The 14,481-nt window shown below is 68.8% G+C and carries 12 protein-coding genes; 6 read left to right on the forward strand and 6 right to left on the reverse strand.

All coding sequences use genetic code 11. The features are described 5' to 3' along the window. Nucleotides 1–3 precede the first annotated feature (3 nt). Nucleotides 4–1,389, forward strand: a complete 1,386-nt coding sequence (locus tag JOD67_RS06670; protein ID WP_205116276.1) for a serine hydrolase domain-containing protein — start codon at nt 4–6, stop codon at nt 1,387–1,389. Here JOD67_RS06670 and JOD67_RS06675 read toward each other — a convergent pair. Then, nucleotides 1,382–2,341, reverse strand: a complete 960-nt coding sequence (locus JOD67_RS06675) for a polyprenyl synthetase family protein (RefSeq protein WP_205116278.1) — start codon at nt 2,339–2,341, stop codon at nt 1,382–1,384. The two genes, JOD67_RS06670 and JOD67_RS06675, sit on opposite strands and share 8 nt — an antisense overlap. A 95-nt stretch (nt 2,342–2,436) precedes the next feature. Then, on the reverse strand, nt 2,437–3,066 hold the full coding sequence (locus tag JOD67_RS06680) for a TetR family transcriptional regulator (RefSeq protein WP_205116280.1): 630 nt from the start codon (nt 3,064–3,066) through the stop codon (nt 2,437–2,439). Between the two features lie 51 nt (nt 3,067–3,117). Between JOD67_RS06680 and JOD67_RS06685 the strand changes: the two genes are divergently transcribed. The 4 genes from JOD67_RS06685 (at nt 3,118) to JOD67_RS06700 (ending at nt 8,343) form a co-directional block, all read left to right on the forward strand. Continuing rightward, on the forward strand, nt 3,118–3,936 hold the full coding sequence (locus tag JOD67_RS06685) for an LLM class flavin-dependent oxidoreductase (RefSeq protein ID WP_205116282.1): 819 nt from the start codon (nt 3,118–3,120) through the stop codon (nt 3,934–3,936). Between the two features lie 117 nt (nt 3,937–4,053). Then, nucleotides 4,054–5,661: a flavin monoamine oxidase family protein gene (locus JOD67_RS06690; protein ID WP_205116283.1), complete on the forward strand. Its 1,608-nt coding sequence runs from the start codon at nt 4,054–4,056 to the stop codon at nt 5,659–5,661. A 75-nt stretch (nt 5,662–5,736) separates the two neighbouring features. Further along, nucleotides 5,737–7,362, forward strand: coding sequence for an acyltransferase (locus tag JOD67_RS06695; protein WP_205116284.1), 1,626 nt, complete (start codon nt 5,737–5,739; stop codon nt 7,360–7,362). Between the two features lie 189 nt (nt 7,363–7,551). Further along, nucleotides 7,552–8,343, forward strand: coding sequence for a nucleotidyltransferase domain-containing protein (locus JOD67_RS06700; protein ID WP_205116285.1), 792 nt, complete (start codon nt 7,552–7,554; stop codon nt 8,341–8,343). On the opposite strand, the gene JOD67_RS06705 is transcribed toward JOD67_RS06700, so the two are convergent. From JOD67_RS06705 to JOD67_RS06720, 4 genes are all read right to left on the reverse strand, one after another. After that, nucleotides 8,321–9,184 carry a glycoside hydrolase family 5 protein gene (locus tag JOD67_RS06705; RefSeq protein WP_205116286.1) on the reverse strand — a complete coding sequence of 288 codons (864 nt, stop codon included), beginning with the start codon at nt 9,182–9,184 and terminating at the stop codon, nt 8,321–8,323. The two genes, JOD67_RS06700 and JOD67_RS06705, sit on opposite strands and share 23 nt — an antisense overlap. Nucleotides 9,185–9,352: 168 nt before the next feature. After that, nucleotides 9,353–10,594, reverse strand: a complete 1,242-nt coding sequence (locus JOD67_RS06710) for an enolase C-terminal domain-like protein (protein ID WP_239553749.1) — start codon at nt 10,592–10,594, stop codon at nt 9,353–9,355. Nucleotides 10,595–10,607: 13 nt separating this feature from the next. Beyond that, the gene (locus JOD67_RS06715; RefSeq protein ID WP_205116287.1) at nt 10,608–11,501 is read right to left on the reverse strand and encodes an SPFH domain-containing protein; all 894 of its coding nucleotides are present in this window, start codon (nt 11,499–11,501) and stop codon (nt 10,608–10,610) included. Then, the gene (locus JOD67_RS06720; RefSeq protein ID WP_205116288.1) at nt 11,498–11,728 is read right to left on the reverse strand and encodes a hypothetical protein; all 231 of its coding nucleotides are present in this window, start codon (nt 11,726–11,728) and stop codon (nt 11,498–11,500) included. The genes JOD67_RS06715 and JOD67_RS06720 overlap by 4 nt, the downstream gene beginning before the upstream one ends. A gap of 231 nt (nt 11,729–11,959) precedes the next feature. Here JOD67_RS06720 and JOD67_RS06725 point away from each other — a divergent pair, with 231 nt between their 5' ends. Continuing rightward, the gene (locus tag JOD67_RS06725) at nt 11,960–14,446 is read left to right on the forward strand and encodes an alkaline phosphatase D family protein (RefSeq protein WP_307782299.1); all 2,487 of its coding nucleotides are present in this window, start codon (nt 11,960–11,962) and stop codon (nt 14,444–14,446) included. Nucleotides 14,447–14,481 lie beyond the last annotated feature (35 nt).

A 14,481-nucleotide genomic window follows, 5' to 3' on the forward strand; every position in this document is an offset into this window, starting at 1 on the left:
CGGATGGCGCTCGCTGAGGCGAAGCAGTGGTTGGACTCGTCACTGGCGACGGTTGCCGCTCGGTACGACGTGCCGGGCATGGCTGTGGGGGTGCTCGTCGGGGACTCGGTCGTCGAGTCCGCGGCCGGGGTGCTGAGCCTGAACACGGGGGTGGAGGCGACGCCGGAGTCGGTGTTCCAGGTCGGGTCGATCACGAAGATCTGGACGTCGACGTTGGTGATGCAGCTGGTCGACGAGGGATTGCTCTCGCTCGACGAGCCGGTCCGTTCGGCGCTGCCCTCGTTCGCCGTCGTCTCGGAGTCCGCTTCGGCGTCGGTGACGCCGCGGCAGCTGCTCGATCACACGTCGGGCTTCGAGGGCGACATCTTCACCGAGACGAACAAGGGGACCGACGCGGTCGAGCTGTTCGTCGACAAGGTGCTGCCCGACGTGCCGCAGCTGTTCCCCGCGGGGTCGATGTTCTCGTACAACAACGCGGGCTACTCGGTGCTCGGGCGGATCGTCGAGGTGCTGCGGGACAAGCCGTACACGCAGGCGCTGCGCGACCACCTGATCGTGCCGCTCGGGTTGGAGCACATCGCGACGCTGCCCGAGGAGGCGCTGCTGTTCCGTGCCGCTGTGGGGCATTTCAAGCCCGAGCCGACAGCGAAGCTCACCGCGGCGCCGGTGTGGAACCTGCCGTACACGACGGCGCCCGCCGGCTCGATGCTCGCGATGTCGCCGCGGAGCCTGCTGACGTTCGCCCAGCTGCATCTGCGCGGCGGTGTCGCGGCGTCCGGTGCGCGGGTGCTGTCGGAGGCGAGTGTGCTGGCGATGCAGGAGGTGCAGTTGCAGATTCCCAACACCGCGCCTTCGCAGGGGCAGGGGTTGGGGTGGCGGATCACAGAGCTGCCCGGCGGGCGGGTGGTGCATCACGACGGCAACACGATCGGGCAGAGCGCGTTCCTCCGGCTCGTGCCGTCGGCGAACGCGGCTGTCTGTGTGCTGACCAATACCGATGTGGCCGCGCTGATCTTCCACGAGGTGGCTGGACGGCTGCTGGAGGAGGTCGCTGGGGTGTCGCTTCCTGCGCTCGACGCGCCGCCTTCCGCTCCGGTGGCTGTGGAGCCGCGGCGGTACGTGGGGCGGTACGAGGCGCGGGTCGCGTCGTACGAGGTCGGCGCGACCGACGATGGCACGCTGTGGTTCAGCCAACGTCCGTGCGGCGAGTTCGCTGCCCTGTTCACGGGCGAGCCGGAGCAGTACCGGTTGGCGACGGCGGACGGCGTTCGGTTCGTGACAGTGGAGCCGGTGGAGGGGCAGCACCAGTCGATCGCGTTCTCCGGTGACGACGACGCGGGGCGGGCGACGTTCCTGCACACCGGGCGTGCGGTCGCTCGGGTCAGCTGAGAACGACGTAGTCGGCGAGCGCTTCGAGGGCCTCTCTCGCGGGGATCGGCAGGGCGTCGGTGAGCTGGTCCTTGGCGTACTCGCCGTACTTGGTGAGGTCGAGCCTGGCCTGGATGAGGCCGCCTTCGGCGACGCGTTCGAGGGCTGCGTCGAGCTGGTCGGGCTTGACGGGTCCATCGGCGAGCCAGGGGTCGTACTCGGCGGCGTACAGGATCGGCAGTGTGCTGACGCCTTGGCTGAGGTCGGTGCCTCGCGGCTTGCCCGTTCCGCCTGGTGGGGGTGCGATGTCGTGGATGTCGTCGCGGATCTGGAACGCCATGCCCAGCGCGTGCCCGTACCTCGCGAGCGCTCTGGTCGAGGTCCGGTCGGCTTGGGCGACGGTGGCGCCGAGCCAGCTGGAGAACTCGAGCAGGGACGCTGTCTTGTCGGCGATGACCTCCAGGTAGTGGTCCTTGGCGTTGGTGCCCGGGGCGGGACCGACGAGCTCGGCGGTCTGGCCGCGGATGAGGCGGTGGAGCGTGTGCGCCTGGTGTTGGACGAGGGCGAGGTCGCCGAGGGAGGCGCAGAGCTCGGAGGCGCAGGCGAGGAACCAGTCGCTGACGAGGACGGCCCGCCGGTTGCCCACGGTGGCGTTGACCGAGGGTTCGAACCTTCGCTCCGCGGCGGCGTCGATCACGTCGTCCTGGACGAGCGTGGCGACGTGCGCGAGCTCCACCATCGTGGCGGCGACGATGTGATCGTGGCCCGTTGGCGTGCCGAACTCCGAAGCCAGCAAGGTCAACAGCGGCCTGATCCGCTTGCCTCCGCTGCTGACGAGCGGCCTGACGTCGACGAGCGCGCGTCCCGGGAACGCGGTGGCGACGTCGTGCAGCCGGACCTCGACGGCCTCGAGCCCGGCGGCCAACCGCTCGCCGAGCCCGTCGGCGACTTGCAGCTCCCCTAGAACACCCATGCCGCCCACCCTGCAACCCGGCGACCCTCGGCGAATCCGCTCGCGGGCGACATCGGGCTTACGTCAGCGGACGTAGAGCCTCGACTCCATCTGGGTCAGGTGCCTTCGAGGGTGCGGAGGGCTTCGACGGCTTCTTCGGCTTGGGCGCGGAGTCGTGCTGGGAGTTGTCTGGTGATGCCGCGTTCGAGTGCTTGGCGGCGTACGTACTCCACGAGGGCGCGGTGGATGCCGAGCATGGCGTTGGCGAGGGTCCAGGGTGCGATGTCGTCGAGCTTGGCTCCGCGCTCCTTGCGGATCACCTCGGCCAGCACGCGGGTGACGTCGTCGTAGACCTCGCGCTCCCTGGCGAGCAGTGCTCCGCTGCCGTGGATGATGCGTGAGGAGGCTTCGACGGCTTCGTTCTCCTCCTTCGTGCGCTTTCCGAGCAGACCGGTCGGCCTCAGCACGTACTCGCGGAACGCCTCGAGCAGCGTCGTACCGTCCGGCCGATCCCTGATGGCGAGCACCAACTCGCGCTGGAACTCCTCGAAGCCGGAGTAGATCAAGTCTTCCTTGGTCGGGAAGTAGTTGAACACGGTCGCCGCGGACACGTCCGACTGCCGCGCGATCTCGGCGACGGTGACCTGGTCGAACCCACGCTCGGCGAACAGCCTGAACGCCGTCGACGCGATCAGCTCGCGGGTCTGGCGCTTCTTGCGTTCGCGAAGACTTGATGGAGTTGCCATATTCGTATCGTAGCACTAATTTTAGAGTCACCCTAACTTTGGAGACACACCATGAAGCTCAGCTTGTCGGTCACGAACTACTCCTGGCCCGGCTCGTTGACCCCCTCACTTGTCGACGCCGCCACGCAGGCGGACGAGGGCGGCCTGGACACGCTGTGGGTGGCGGATCACCTGCTGCAGGTGGATCCGTTCGCCCCGCCCGGGGACACGGAGATGTTGGAGGCGTACACGACGCTCGGCTTCCTCGCGGCGAGGACCAGCCGGATTCGGTTGGGGACGATGGTGACCGGCGTGACGTTCCGCCCGTCCTCCTTGCTGGTCAAGGCCGTGACGACGCTGGACGTCCTCTCGAACGGTCGGGCCTGGCTCGGCGTGGGTACGGGCCACGCGGAAGGCGAGGCCACGGAGATGGGCCTGCCGTTCCCGCCGACCTCGGAGCGCTTCGAGTACCTGGAGTCGACCGTACGTACGGCCCTGTCGATGTGGAAGGAGAGCAGCCCCGCGCCGGCCTCCCAGCCCCACCCGCCGTTGCTGATCGCCGGGATGGGCGAGAAGAAGACGCTGCGGATGGTGGCGGAGTACGCGCAGGCGTGCAACCTGCCGGACATCCCCGACGGCGGCGAGACCGTACGCCGGAAGCTCGAGGTGCTCGAAGGTCACTGCGAGCGGTTGGGCCGCCCGTTCGACGCGATCGACAAGACCCTGTCGACCCGCCTTGACCTGGGCGAGTCCGTCCAGAGTTTCGTCGACCGCTGCGCCGTGGCCGCCGAGCTCGGCATGACCCACATGGTGGTGATCACCATGGGAGCTTGGTCGCCCGCCGGCATCGACACCCTCGCCAAGGCCGCACCCGAGGTCGCCAAGCTCTGAGCGCGGGCGACCGCTTCCGGACCTCCCCATCGCGTCCTCGAACCGCGAGCCGTCCACCCCCGTGGGTCAGGGGTGGAGCGCGGGGGTGCCACTACTCGTGTGCCTTTGGGGAGGACCATGACCGAGTCCGCAGGTACGCCGGAGAACGTGAGCCGGCGTCGATTTCTCACCAAGGTCGGCATGACGGGCGGCGCCGCCGCCCTGTACGGCTCGCTCGGGGCGCTGGGCCTCGTCGCCACACCGGCGAACGCCGAGACCGTACGGTTCGTGCCGCCCACCTCGACCGATCTCGCCGCAACGTCGCGGCGGAAGAAGGTCGCCATCCTCGGAGCCGGCACCGCCGGGCTCACGATCGCGTACGAGCTCGGCAAGGCCGGCTACGACTGCCACCTCATCGAAGCTCGTGGCCGCCCGGGCGGTCGCGCGTGGACCGTACGAGGCGGCGACAAACACACCGATACCGACGGCGTTACGCAGGTCGCGAAGTACGACAAGGGTCAGTACTTCAACGCCGGACCGTCGCGCATCCCGAGCCACCACGTGACCCTCGACTACTGCCGCGAGCTCGACGTCGCGGTCGAGCCGATGATCAACGCGAACGCGCAGGGCTTCTACTACAACGAGAACACCCCGACCACCGACTTCGGCCCGCTCGCCAGCACCAGGATCACGCACCGCCAGGCCAAGGCGGACGCGTACGGCTACATCGCCGAGATCCTCGCCACCGTTGCGAATCAGGGCGCGCTGAACAGCCTGATGAGCGCGGCCGACGTCGAGCGGGTCGTCGCGTTCGCGAACAGCTTCGGCGGGCTGAGCGGCGGCAAGTACCTCGGCAACAACCGCCGCGGCTACAACACGCCACCCGGCGCCGGCGACCAGCCGGGCACCGTCGCCGGACCGCCGCCGTCGATGTCCGCCGTGCTGCAGAACCAGCTCGGCGACAGGTTCGCGTTCGAGTTCGGCTTCGACCAGGCGATGATGATGTGGCAGCCGGTCGGCGGCATGGACCGGATCAGCGCCGCGCTGGCCGACGCCGTCGGCAAGCACCGGATCACGTACAACGCCGAGGTCACGCAGTTCGACAACACCGCGCAGGGCGTACGGATCGCGTATCGACGCAACGGAAAGCTGCAGCGGCTCGACGCCGACTACGCGGTCGTGACGATCCCGCCGATGGTGCTGAAGACCATCCCGTCGAACCTGTCCACCGCGACGAAGGACGCGCTCACCGTGCCCGTCGGCTCGAACACCGGCCGCATGGGCATCCAGTTCAAGCGGCGCTTCTGGGAGCAGGACTTCAAGATCTTCGGCGGTGTCACCCACACCAACCTGGACGTGTCCGGCATCTACTACCCGTCCTTTGGCTACATGAGCCGCAAGGGCGTGGTCGTGGGCTACTACTCCGGCGCGTACACGAACCTGTCCGTCGCCGACCGGGTCACGCGGGCGGTCGAGCAGGGGGTGAAGATCCACGGTGAGGTCTACCGGGAGGAGTACCAGAACTCGTTCTCGGTCGCCTGGCCGAAGGTGCCGTACAGCCTCGGCGGCTGGGTCCAGTGGCCCGGCGGGCGTGGCGCGGCATACCTGCACCTGCTGCAGCCGGACGGCAACATCTACTTCGCCGGCGACCACCTGTCCTACTACACCGCCTGGCAGAACGGCGCGTTCCTCTCGGCGCGCAAGGTCGTGATGGACCTGCACCAGCGGGTGACTTCGACGAACTGACCTGTCTCGGCCACATGCCCTCTTGCCGGGAGCGCTTAGGGTGGAATGGAAAGCGTTTCCCGGCGAGAGGGCATCATGGCGGTCGGCTCAGGTCCACAACATCACGACGTCGCGCCATGGGGGTTCTTCCGCGAGGCCACCGATGAGGAACGCGCCGCGCAGCTTGCGTTCCAGGCCGAGCTCGCCACCCGCGGGGATGTCGAGCTTGCCGAGGACGTGTTCGTCTCGCCGCACGCCGACGTCTACCCGAAGCGGCTGCGTATCGGCGCGGGCAGTTACATCGCCGCGCACGCGTACGTGATGGAGGACGTGACGCTCGGCGAGCGCTGCACGTTGAACCCGTACGCCGTCGCGCGCGGGCTCGTCCAGACGGGCGACGACGTACGGATCGGCGCGCACGCGTCGCTGCTCGGCTTCAACCACGGCATCGCACCGGACCGCCGGGTCGACCAGCAGCCGACGGTCACCAAGGGCATCACGATCGGCGACGACGTGTGGATCGGTTCGAACGCCGTCGTCGTCGACGGCGTCACGATTGGCTCGCATGCGGTGATCGGCGCCGGCGCCGTCGTGACGAAGGACGTGCCGGAGTGGGCCGTGATGGGTGGCAACCCGGCTCGTCTGATCCGGGACCGGCGCGCCTCGCGTTCGGGCTCCGCGCCCGGGCTCCGTGAGCGGCTGACCGCGTTCGCCGACCTCGCCCGCTCGCAGGCCACGGACGTTCTCGACCGCTGCTGGCACGACGACGAGGGTCACTACGTCGACCGCCCGGGTGCGACGCAGACCGTACGGGCGTGGTGCGACGCGGTGGAGATCGCCGACCTGCTGCTCAGCGGCGCGCCGCCGCATCGGTCCGGCGCGGAGATCGCGGCGCAGCTGCGGTCGCTCCAGGACTCGAAGAGCGGGCTCGTTCCGGAGTACGGCGACGACGCGCAACCCAGCCTTGACAACGGCACCGCGCTGTACCACATCCTCTGTGTGGGTTACGCATTGCAGATCCTCGACTCCCGGTTCCCCGAGCCGATCCATGCCGTTGCGGGGCTCGAACCGGAGGAGCTGATCGCCCGCCTGAACGCGCTGCCGTGGACGACGCGAGCGTGGGGCGCCGGTGCGTGGATCGACGCGTTCGGCACGGGTTTGCACCGCAACCGCGACGACTTCGCGGTCGGCGGTGCGGCCGAGACACTGTTCGGTTGGCTGTTGACGCGGGCCTCGCCGTGGCACGGGATGTGGGGCTCGCCGGATCCGAAGGCCGAGTGGCTGCAGGTCGTGAACGGGTTCTACCGGCTGACGCGCGGCACGTTCGCGCAGTTCGGGCTGCCGGTGCCGTACCCGGAACGTGCCGTCGACACGTCGCTCGCGCATGCCGCGTCGCCCGGGTACGTGGTGAACGCGTGCAACGTGCTCGACGTGATCCATCCGCTGTGGCTGTGCGCGAAGCAGACCTCGCACCGGCGGCGCGAGGGCGAGGAGTGGGCGCGTTCCCAGCTCGACGCCGCGCTGACCCGTTGGCAGGACGGCGCCGGCTTCGCGTTCGCGCCTGCCCGTGGCACGGACGCGCAGCTGACGCCCGGCCTGCAGGGGACGGAGATGTGGCTGGCGATCATCTGGCTGCTCGCGGACTACCTCGGCGAGTCCGAAGCCCTCGGCTACCGCCCGCGCGGCGTGCACCGACCGGAGCCCGCGTCCACCTGGCCATAGGCCGTGTCGGTCAAAGATCGCCTGGCGCGCGACACCTCGCATCCCGTCTGGCCGCGGTGCACCTCGTCACCCATATAACCAATATGAGTTCCTCCTGCACCACGCCCATACGGGCGCGGGGCGCCGCGCGCCATCGCGCGGCGCGCGATGACCGGCCCTATTTGCCCGACACGACCTAAGCTGCGTTGCGTGGATGATCTCGCCCTGCATGCGTTGGCGGAACGGCTTGTCGCGGTCGACGGTGTGGTCGCCGTGGCGCTCGGCGGGAGTCGGGCGCGCGGGACGCATCGGCCGGACTCCGACTACGACATTGGCTTGTACTACCGAGGCGCGCCTGACCTGGCCGCTTTGCGCGCCCTGGCTGGCGAAACGGAGCTGACGGAGCTGGGCGGTTGGGGTCCGTGGGTCGACGGCGGCGGCTGGCTCACCATCGACGGCGTTCGCGTGGACTGGATCTATCGTGACCTCGATCGGGTCCGCCGGATCTGGGCTGACTGTCAGGAGGGCCGGTTCGAGATCGGCCACCAGACGGGGCATCCGCTCGGCTTCTACTCGCATGCGTACGTCGGCGAGGTCGCGCTCTCCCGGGTGCTCGCGGACCCCTCGCGCGAGCTCACTCTGCTGCGGGACGAGACGCGGACGTACCCGCCCGCGCTCGCGTCGGCGCTCGGCCACGGGTTCTGGGAGGCGGGCTTCCTGCTCGACAACGCTAAGAAGGGCAATGACCCCACGTACGTCGCCGGCTGTCTCTTCCGCGCGATCGGGGCGATCTGTCACGCCGTGCACGGCCGGGACGGTCGCTGGCTGATCAACGAGAAGGGCATGATCGCGTCCGCGGCCAGCTTGCCGAGCGCGCCGGAGGGTTTCGGCGAGCAGGCTCACGGCCTCCTCGGTTCCGTGGGAACGACGCCCGCCGAGCTCGCCGACACGATCGCCCGAGCCCGTGCGCTCCTCGCGGCTACTGAGGCAGCAGAGCGGTGAGCAGCTCCGGTCGCCACCGGTCCGCGGTCAGGTCGTAGGCGCCGAAGTCGGTGCCGAAGTCCCAGGAGGCCCAGCCCATCCCGTACTCCTCCGCGAGGGAACGAACGTGCGTGAGCCAGCGCGCGCGGGTGGGGAGGTCGACGGTGTTCAGGACGCCGAACTCGCCCAGGAACAAGGGGCGTCCCCAGGAGGCGGCTCGGGCGAAGTCCGCGCGGACGGTCGCGTAGTCGTCCTCGGAGCCCCACGATCGCGCGGGCGTGACCAGCTCGGCGGGCAGCCACGGAGCGCCCTGGTGGGTGAACTGGAACGGCGAGTAGTAGTGCACGGTCACCGCCACGTTCTCGTCGTCCGGCACGGACAACGTGGGCAGTGCTTCGAACGTGTTCCAGAGCATCGGACCGACCAGCACGAGCCGGTCCGGGTTACTCGAACGGACCACCGCCAGTGCCTCGGCCAGCAGCTCGTTCCACTGCGACGAGGTCATCGGCTCGTGCGGCTCGTTCAACAGCGCGAGATGCAGCTTCGGCGAGAACGGAGCGAAGTGCTCCGCCAGCGATCCCCACAGCGCAAGGAAGTCCGCCCGGTGAAGTGCGACGTCGGCGGACAGCTCGTCGTAGTGGTGCACGGTCACGACGACGTCCAGCCCGCGGCTGAGCGCGCCCCGCACGACCTCGTCCACCCGCGCGAACTCCGGCCGGCGCGGCGACCACCGCACCGGCAGGCGGACGAGGTTGAAGCCGGCCTCGACCACCACGTCGAGGTGGTGGTCGAGGATCCAGTCCCGCCCGCCGTCGAGCGCGCCGCCGAAGTTGATCCCGCGCCAGGCCGAGAGATCGCGCATAGAACTAGCCTCGGGATTTCCTGTGTTGGTGGTCGCCTTACCGGGCCAGTGACCCCATGACCTGGCGTCCATCCCACGTCAAGGGGCCAATGATCATGTAAACATGATCGTTGGCCCCAGGGCGGGCGGGGCCGGCCGGTCGAACCAACGCCGGAGGCAAGGTCGAGGCTAGGGCTTGACGACCGTGCCGTCGCGGCGGCGGATCTCCGGCCAGGCGCCGTTGTACGGGTGCTCCGGGAACGGGTACTTCGCCGCCAGTGACTCGTCGATGTCGATGCCGAAGCCCGGTTGCTCGTTCGACCACATCGCGCCGTCGCGGATCTCCGGGCAGCCCGGGAAGACCTCCCGCGTCCGTTCCCCAAAGAGGTGCGCCTCCTGGATGCCGAAGTTCGGCACCGACAGGTCGAGCTGCAGCTGCGCCGCGTGCCCGACCGGCGAGGTGTCGCCCGGTCCGTGGAACGCCGTCCGCACGCCGAAGTACTCGCACAGCGCCGACAGCTTCCGCGCCGGCGTGAGGCCGCCGATGTCGGAGATGTGCACGCGGATGAAGTCCAGAAGCCGGTCCCGGATCAGCGGCACGTACTCGTGCACATTGACGTAGAGCTCGCCGATCGCGATCGGCACCGCCGTCTGCGCCCGCACCATCCGCAGGTACTCGTTGTCCTCCGGCGCGAACATGTCCTCCAGGAAGAACAGCCGGTACGGCTCGAGCTCCTTCGCGAGCTGGATCGCCATGATCGGCGGCACCCGCTCGTGCACGTCGTGCAGCAGCTCGACCTCGTCGCCGAGGGTGTTGCGCAGGTGCTCGAACAGCCGCGGCACCAGCAGGCAGTACGGCCGCGGCTCCCACGCCTTCTCCTCGACCTTCAGCCGCGCCGACTCCGACGGCTTCGGGTTGGTGCTCGGCACGCTCTGGGACGAGCCGACACCGTACGTCGAGTAGCCGGTGACCTCGATCTGCGCGCGTACGTGGCGGAAACCCTGCTCCAGGTACGCGCGCGCGTTGTCCTCGACCTCGCGAACGTCCGACCCGTTCGCGTGCACGTAGACATCGGCGGCGACCCGCGACTTCCCGCCGAACAACTGGTAGACGGGCACGCCGAACTGCTTGCCCTTGATGTCCCACAACGCCGAGTCGACGCCGCCCATCGCGTTGTTGAGGACGGGTCCGCTGCGCCAGTACGACGAGACGAACGAGGCCTGCCAGATGTCCTCGATCGCCGCCGGGTCACGGCCGACCAGGAACGGCTTGAGGTATTCCTCGATCGCGGTCACCACGGCCAACGGGCGTTGGGTGAACGTCGCGCAACCCAGCCCATACAGGCCCGGCTCGTCCGTCTCGACCTTGACGATGACGAGCCGGATCCCGTCCGGAGCGGTACAGATTGCCTTGACGTCGGTGATCTTCAAGAGCGAGCACTCCCTACTTCGGTGCAGGTGGGTTCACGTTGATGCCACTGCCGGCGGGGACGGGGACAACGCTGACCTTGCCGTCCTGGATCGCCTTGTACAGAACGTACGCCTCCGGCCCGAGGACCTTCACCAGTTCGCGGATCGACTCGAGCTCGGTCCGGACGGTCTCGTTCTTCTGCTTCTGCGCGTTGTTCTGCGCGACGGCCTCCTGCTCCGCGGTGAGCGCGGCGCGGATGTTCTCCGGCGGAACGGGCGACTGCAGCGTCAGCACGGCGTTGCCGCACGGGCCCGCGCCGGCGTAGCCAGGCTGGCAGAAGTAGTCGGAGCCGGACTGGTCCTTGATGAAGGTCGAGGCGAGCGTGACGATCTCGTCCTCCCACTTCTCCTTGACGGCCGGGTCGGAGTAGAGCGCCTTGTAACCGTACTTCTTCGAGACGGCGTCCATCGCCTTCTCCAGCGGCTGCTTGAGGTAGATGTTCAGCATGTCGCGCCAGCCGTCGGTCGTCTGACCGTCCTCCATCCACGCCTGGAACTTGATGCCGATCCGCTCGTGGAACTGCTGCAGCGTCTTGCAGTCGGTGTTGAGCGCGAACGTCGTGACCCCGGAGACCGACATCGTGACGTTGTCGCTGGTGACGACGCTGATCGCCGCGCCGTCGAGCCCCTCGTCGCCGCCGAACGCGAACGTCCGTTGGCCGAACGGGTACGTATAGTGCTGGTCGCCCGGGCCGTCCCAGTCGCGGTTGCCCGGACCTACGCAGGTGTCGAACGCGGTGTCCGAAATCGGTCCCGCGTTGTACGTCAGGCCGGCCTCGTCGGGCTGCGTGCTGATGCTCGTGCAGGCGGTGAGGGAGAGGAGTCCGACCGCTGCAACGATCGCGACGACCCCCGTGCGTTTCCTCATGGTCCCAGCTCCTTCTTTTCGTAAATGCGGATCTCGTCGATGATCACGGTGCTGAGGTTGGGGTCGAGCTCGCGCTGGTCCCAGGCGATGTCCTTCACCCTGGCGACCAGCTCCCTCAGGCGAGCCCGTTCCTTGCGCAGGCCGGAGACCTGGACCGTGAGGTAGATCGTGAACGCGAGCAAGGCCACGACCGCACCGAAGCTGACGAAGATCAAGATTGCGCGCATCGGGTCCCCCGGGAGGTGGCGGTCAACTCATGGATGATTCTGGCAGCATCCTGGTTCCCTCCCGTTGAGGCCAGTGCACTGGCCAGGCAACACGGCGGCCTGGCAAGGCGCCGACGACCGGAAGCTGACACCCCACGTTCCGTTCAGCGGGTTGTCGCCTCGTGGTCATCCGCGCCCGGTTCCCTGACAATCCGGCACGGGGGGCCTACTGACGACCGGGGAGTCCTACCTGTGCCTACGACTACGAACCTGCTCGACCGCCGACGGTTTCTCGTTCTCACGGGCGGCGCGTCGACCGCCCTCGTCCTGGGAGCGTCCACGGCTGCCGCGGACGTCGACCCGGCGCCGTTCACGCTCGGTGTCGCCTCCGGCGACCCAGCCCACGACAGCGTCGTGCTCTGGACCCGGCTCGCGCCCGACCCGTCCCGGCCGGACGGCGGCATGCCGGCCCAGCCCGTGACGGTGCGGTGGGAGGTCGCGCGGGACGAACGGTTCCGCAACGTCCTGCGCCGTGGCGAGGTCGTCGCGCGGCCGGAGTCGGCGCACTCCGTGCACGTCATCGCGGACCGGATTGGGCCGAACCGGTGGTACTACTACCGCTTCGAGGTGGACGGTACGTACAGCCGCACGGGGCGGACTCGGACGTTGCCGACGCCGGGGTACGCCGCCGCGCGGCTCCGGTTCGCGACCGCGTCGTGCCAGAGCTGGGCGGGCGGTCCGTACTCCTCCTGGCGTGACCTCGCCGAGCACGACCTGGACCTTGTGATCCACCTCGGCGACTACATCTACGAGACGTCGAACGGCAGCCTGCAGGAGTTCCGCCGGCTGCACACGCTCTACAAGACCTCGCCGGACCTGCGCGAGGCGCACGCGCGGTTCCCGTTCTTCACGATCTGGGACGACCACGAGGTCCTCAACAACTGGGCGGACGACCACAAGTCCAACCCGGACGGGCGGCCGTTCCCGGAGCGGCGGCGGGACGCGTTCCAGGCCTACTACGAGCACCTGCCGATGCGCACCGCGCCGGTCGGGCCCGACTATCCGATGTACCGTCGGTTCCGGTGGGGCAACCTGGCCGAGTTCTCCGTGCTCGACACGCGGCAGTACCGGGACGCGCAGGCCTGCGGCGACGGGACTCGGCCGCCTTGCGACGAGGTCTTCGACCCGGAGCGGACGTTGATGGGGCCGGAGCAGGAGCGGTGGCTGACTGACGGGCTGGCCGCGTCGTCCGCTCGGTGGAATGTCATTGCCCAGCAGACGATTCTGGCACCTTTCGACTACGACCTGGGGCCTGGCCTGACGTACAACCTGGACCAGTGGGACGGCTATCCGGCGGCGCGTCAACGACTGCTTGACGCCGTGGCGACGCATCGGCCGAGCAACCCGGTGATCCTGTCCGGCGACTGGCACTCGCACTGGGTGAACGACGTCTACCGCGACTCGGAGATCGTGGCGTCAGAGTTCGTGGGGACGTCGATCTCGTCGGGGATCGGCTGGGACGCCGACGTCCGGCAGGGGTTGGCGGCGAACCCGCACGTGCGCTTCTACAACGGCAGTTACCGCGGCTACCAGCTGTTCGACGTCACGCCGGAGCGGTGGGAGACGACGTTGCGGATCGTGCTGAACGCGGGCGTTGCCACGTCGCCGGCGTACACGATCGCCGCGTACGAGCTTCGGTCGGGAGTTCCCGGTGTCCGCCGGATCGACGAGGGCGACGGGCTGGGCGGGACCATCCGGGCCGCTGGCGACCAGCGCCTGTTGCCGAACGCCGAGGTGGTCGTCCGCCAGCCCTCCGGCTCGGTCGTGGTGCGGAGCTGGACGGATGCGAAGGGCGAGTACCTGCTCTTCGTGCCGCCGGGTTCGTACACGCTCGAGGCGTCGGCGGTGGGCTTCGTGTCGCAGAGCCGGCCGATCACCGTGGTCGAGGGCTCGCCCATCCCTGGGGGCTTCTCGCTGGAGGCCGTCTCGGGTGCGTTCGCTTCGACGGGTTTGCGGGTTCCGGGGCCGACGAGCGAGGGCGGTCCGCAGGACATCGTTCTCGGCAACGGGTTGGTCGCTCTGACGGTGGCGAACGCGTTCAACGATCCTCAACTTCCCGACGCCACCAGGGGAAAGCCGATCGACCTAGGGTCTGTGGGGCATCTGGACCAGCTGGACTGGGCCAACCTGCCGTACGTGGCGTCGTCGGTGCCTACCGGGACGGAGGCGTGGCAGCGCGGACTCGTGCGCTCGACCTCGGTGGTGGTGGACTCCGCTCAGGCGACGGTGACGGTCAGTGGTGCCGCCGCGGAAGTTGCCGGTGTCACGGTCTCGTCCACGTTCACGGCGACTGCGTCGGATCCCTGGGTTGCTGTCAACAGCACGTTGACGAACACGTCGGCTTCGGAGCTCGAGGTGTGGGTCGGCGACGCGATGGACCACGACGGCGCCGGCCAGCGCAGTGGGGTGCCTGGCCACGGTGTGATCACCACGCCGTACGGGAGTCCGGCGCAGTACCAGCCTTCGCGGCCGTGGATCGGGATGACCGGGACGGATCGGCAGACGTACGGAATCCTCTATGCGGATGGGGGATTCGTCGCGTACGGCAACGGCAACTGGATCCAGAGCCGCTTCCGCGTCGTGCTGCCGGCGGGTGGCTCGTGGTCGTTCGCTCGGCGGATCGTCGCGATCGACTCGGGGCTTGGCGCGGACCCGTTCGCCGTGCTCGACTCGCTGTAGAAATCGAAGGAGCCGCCTCGTCTTTGAGGCGGCTC

The sequence above is a fragment of the Tenggerimyces flavus genome (genome assembly GCF_016907715.1).
Classification (GTDB): domain Bacteria; phylum Actinomycetota; class Actinomycetes; order Propionibacteriales; family Actinopolymorphaceae; genus Tenggerimyces; species Tenggerimyces flavus.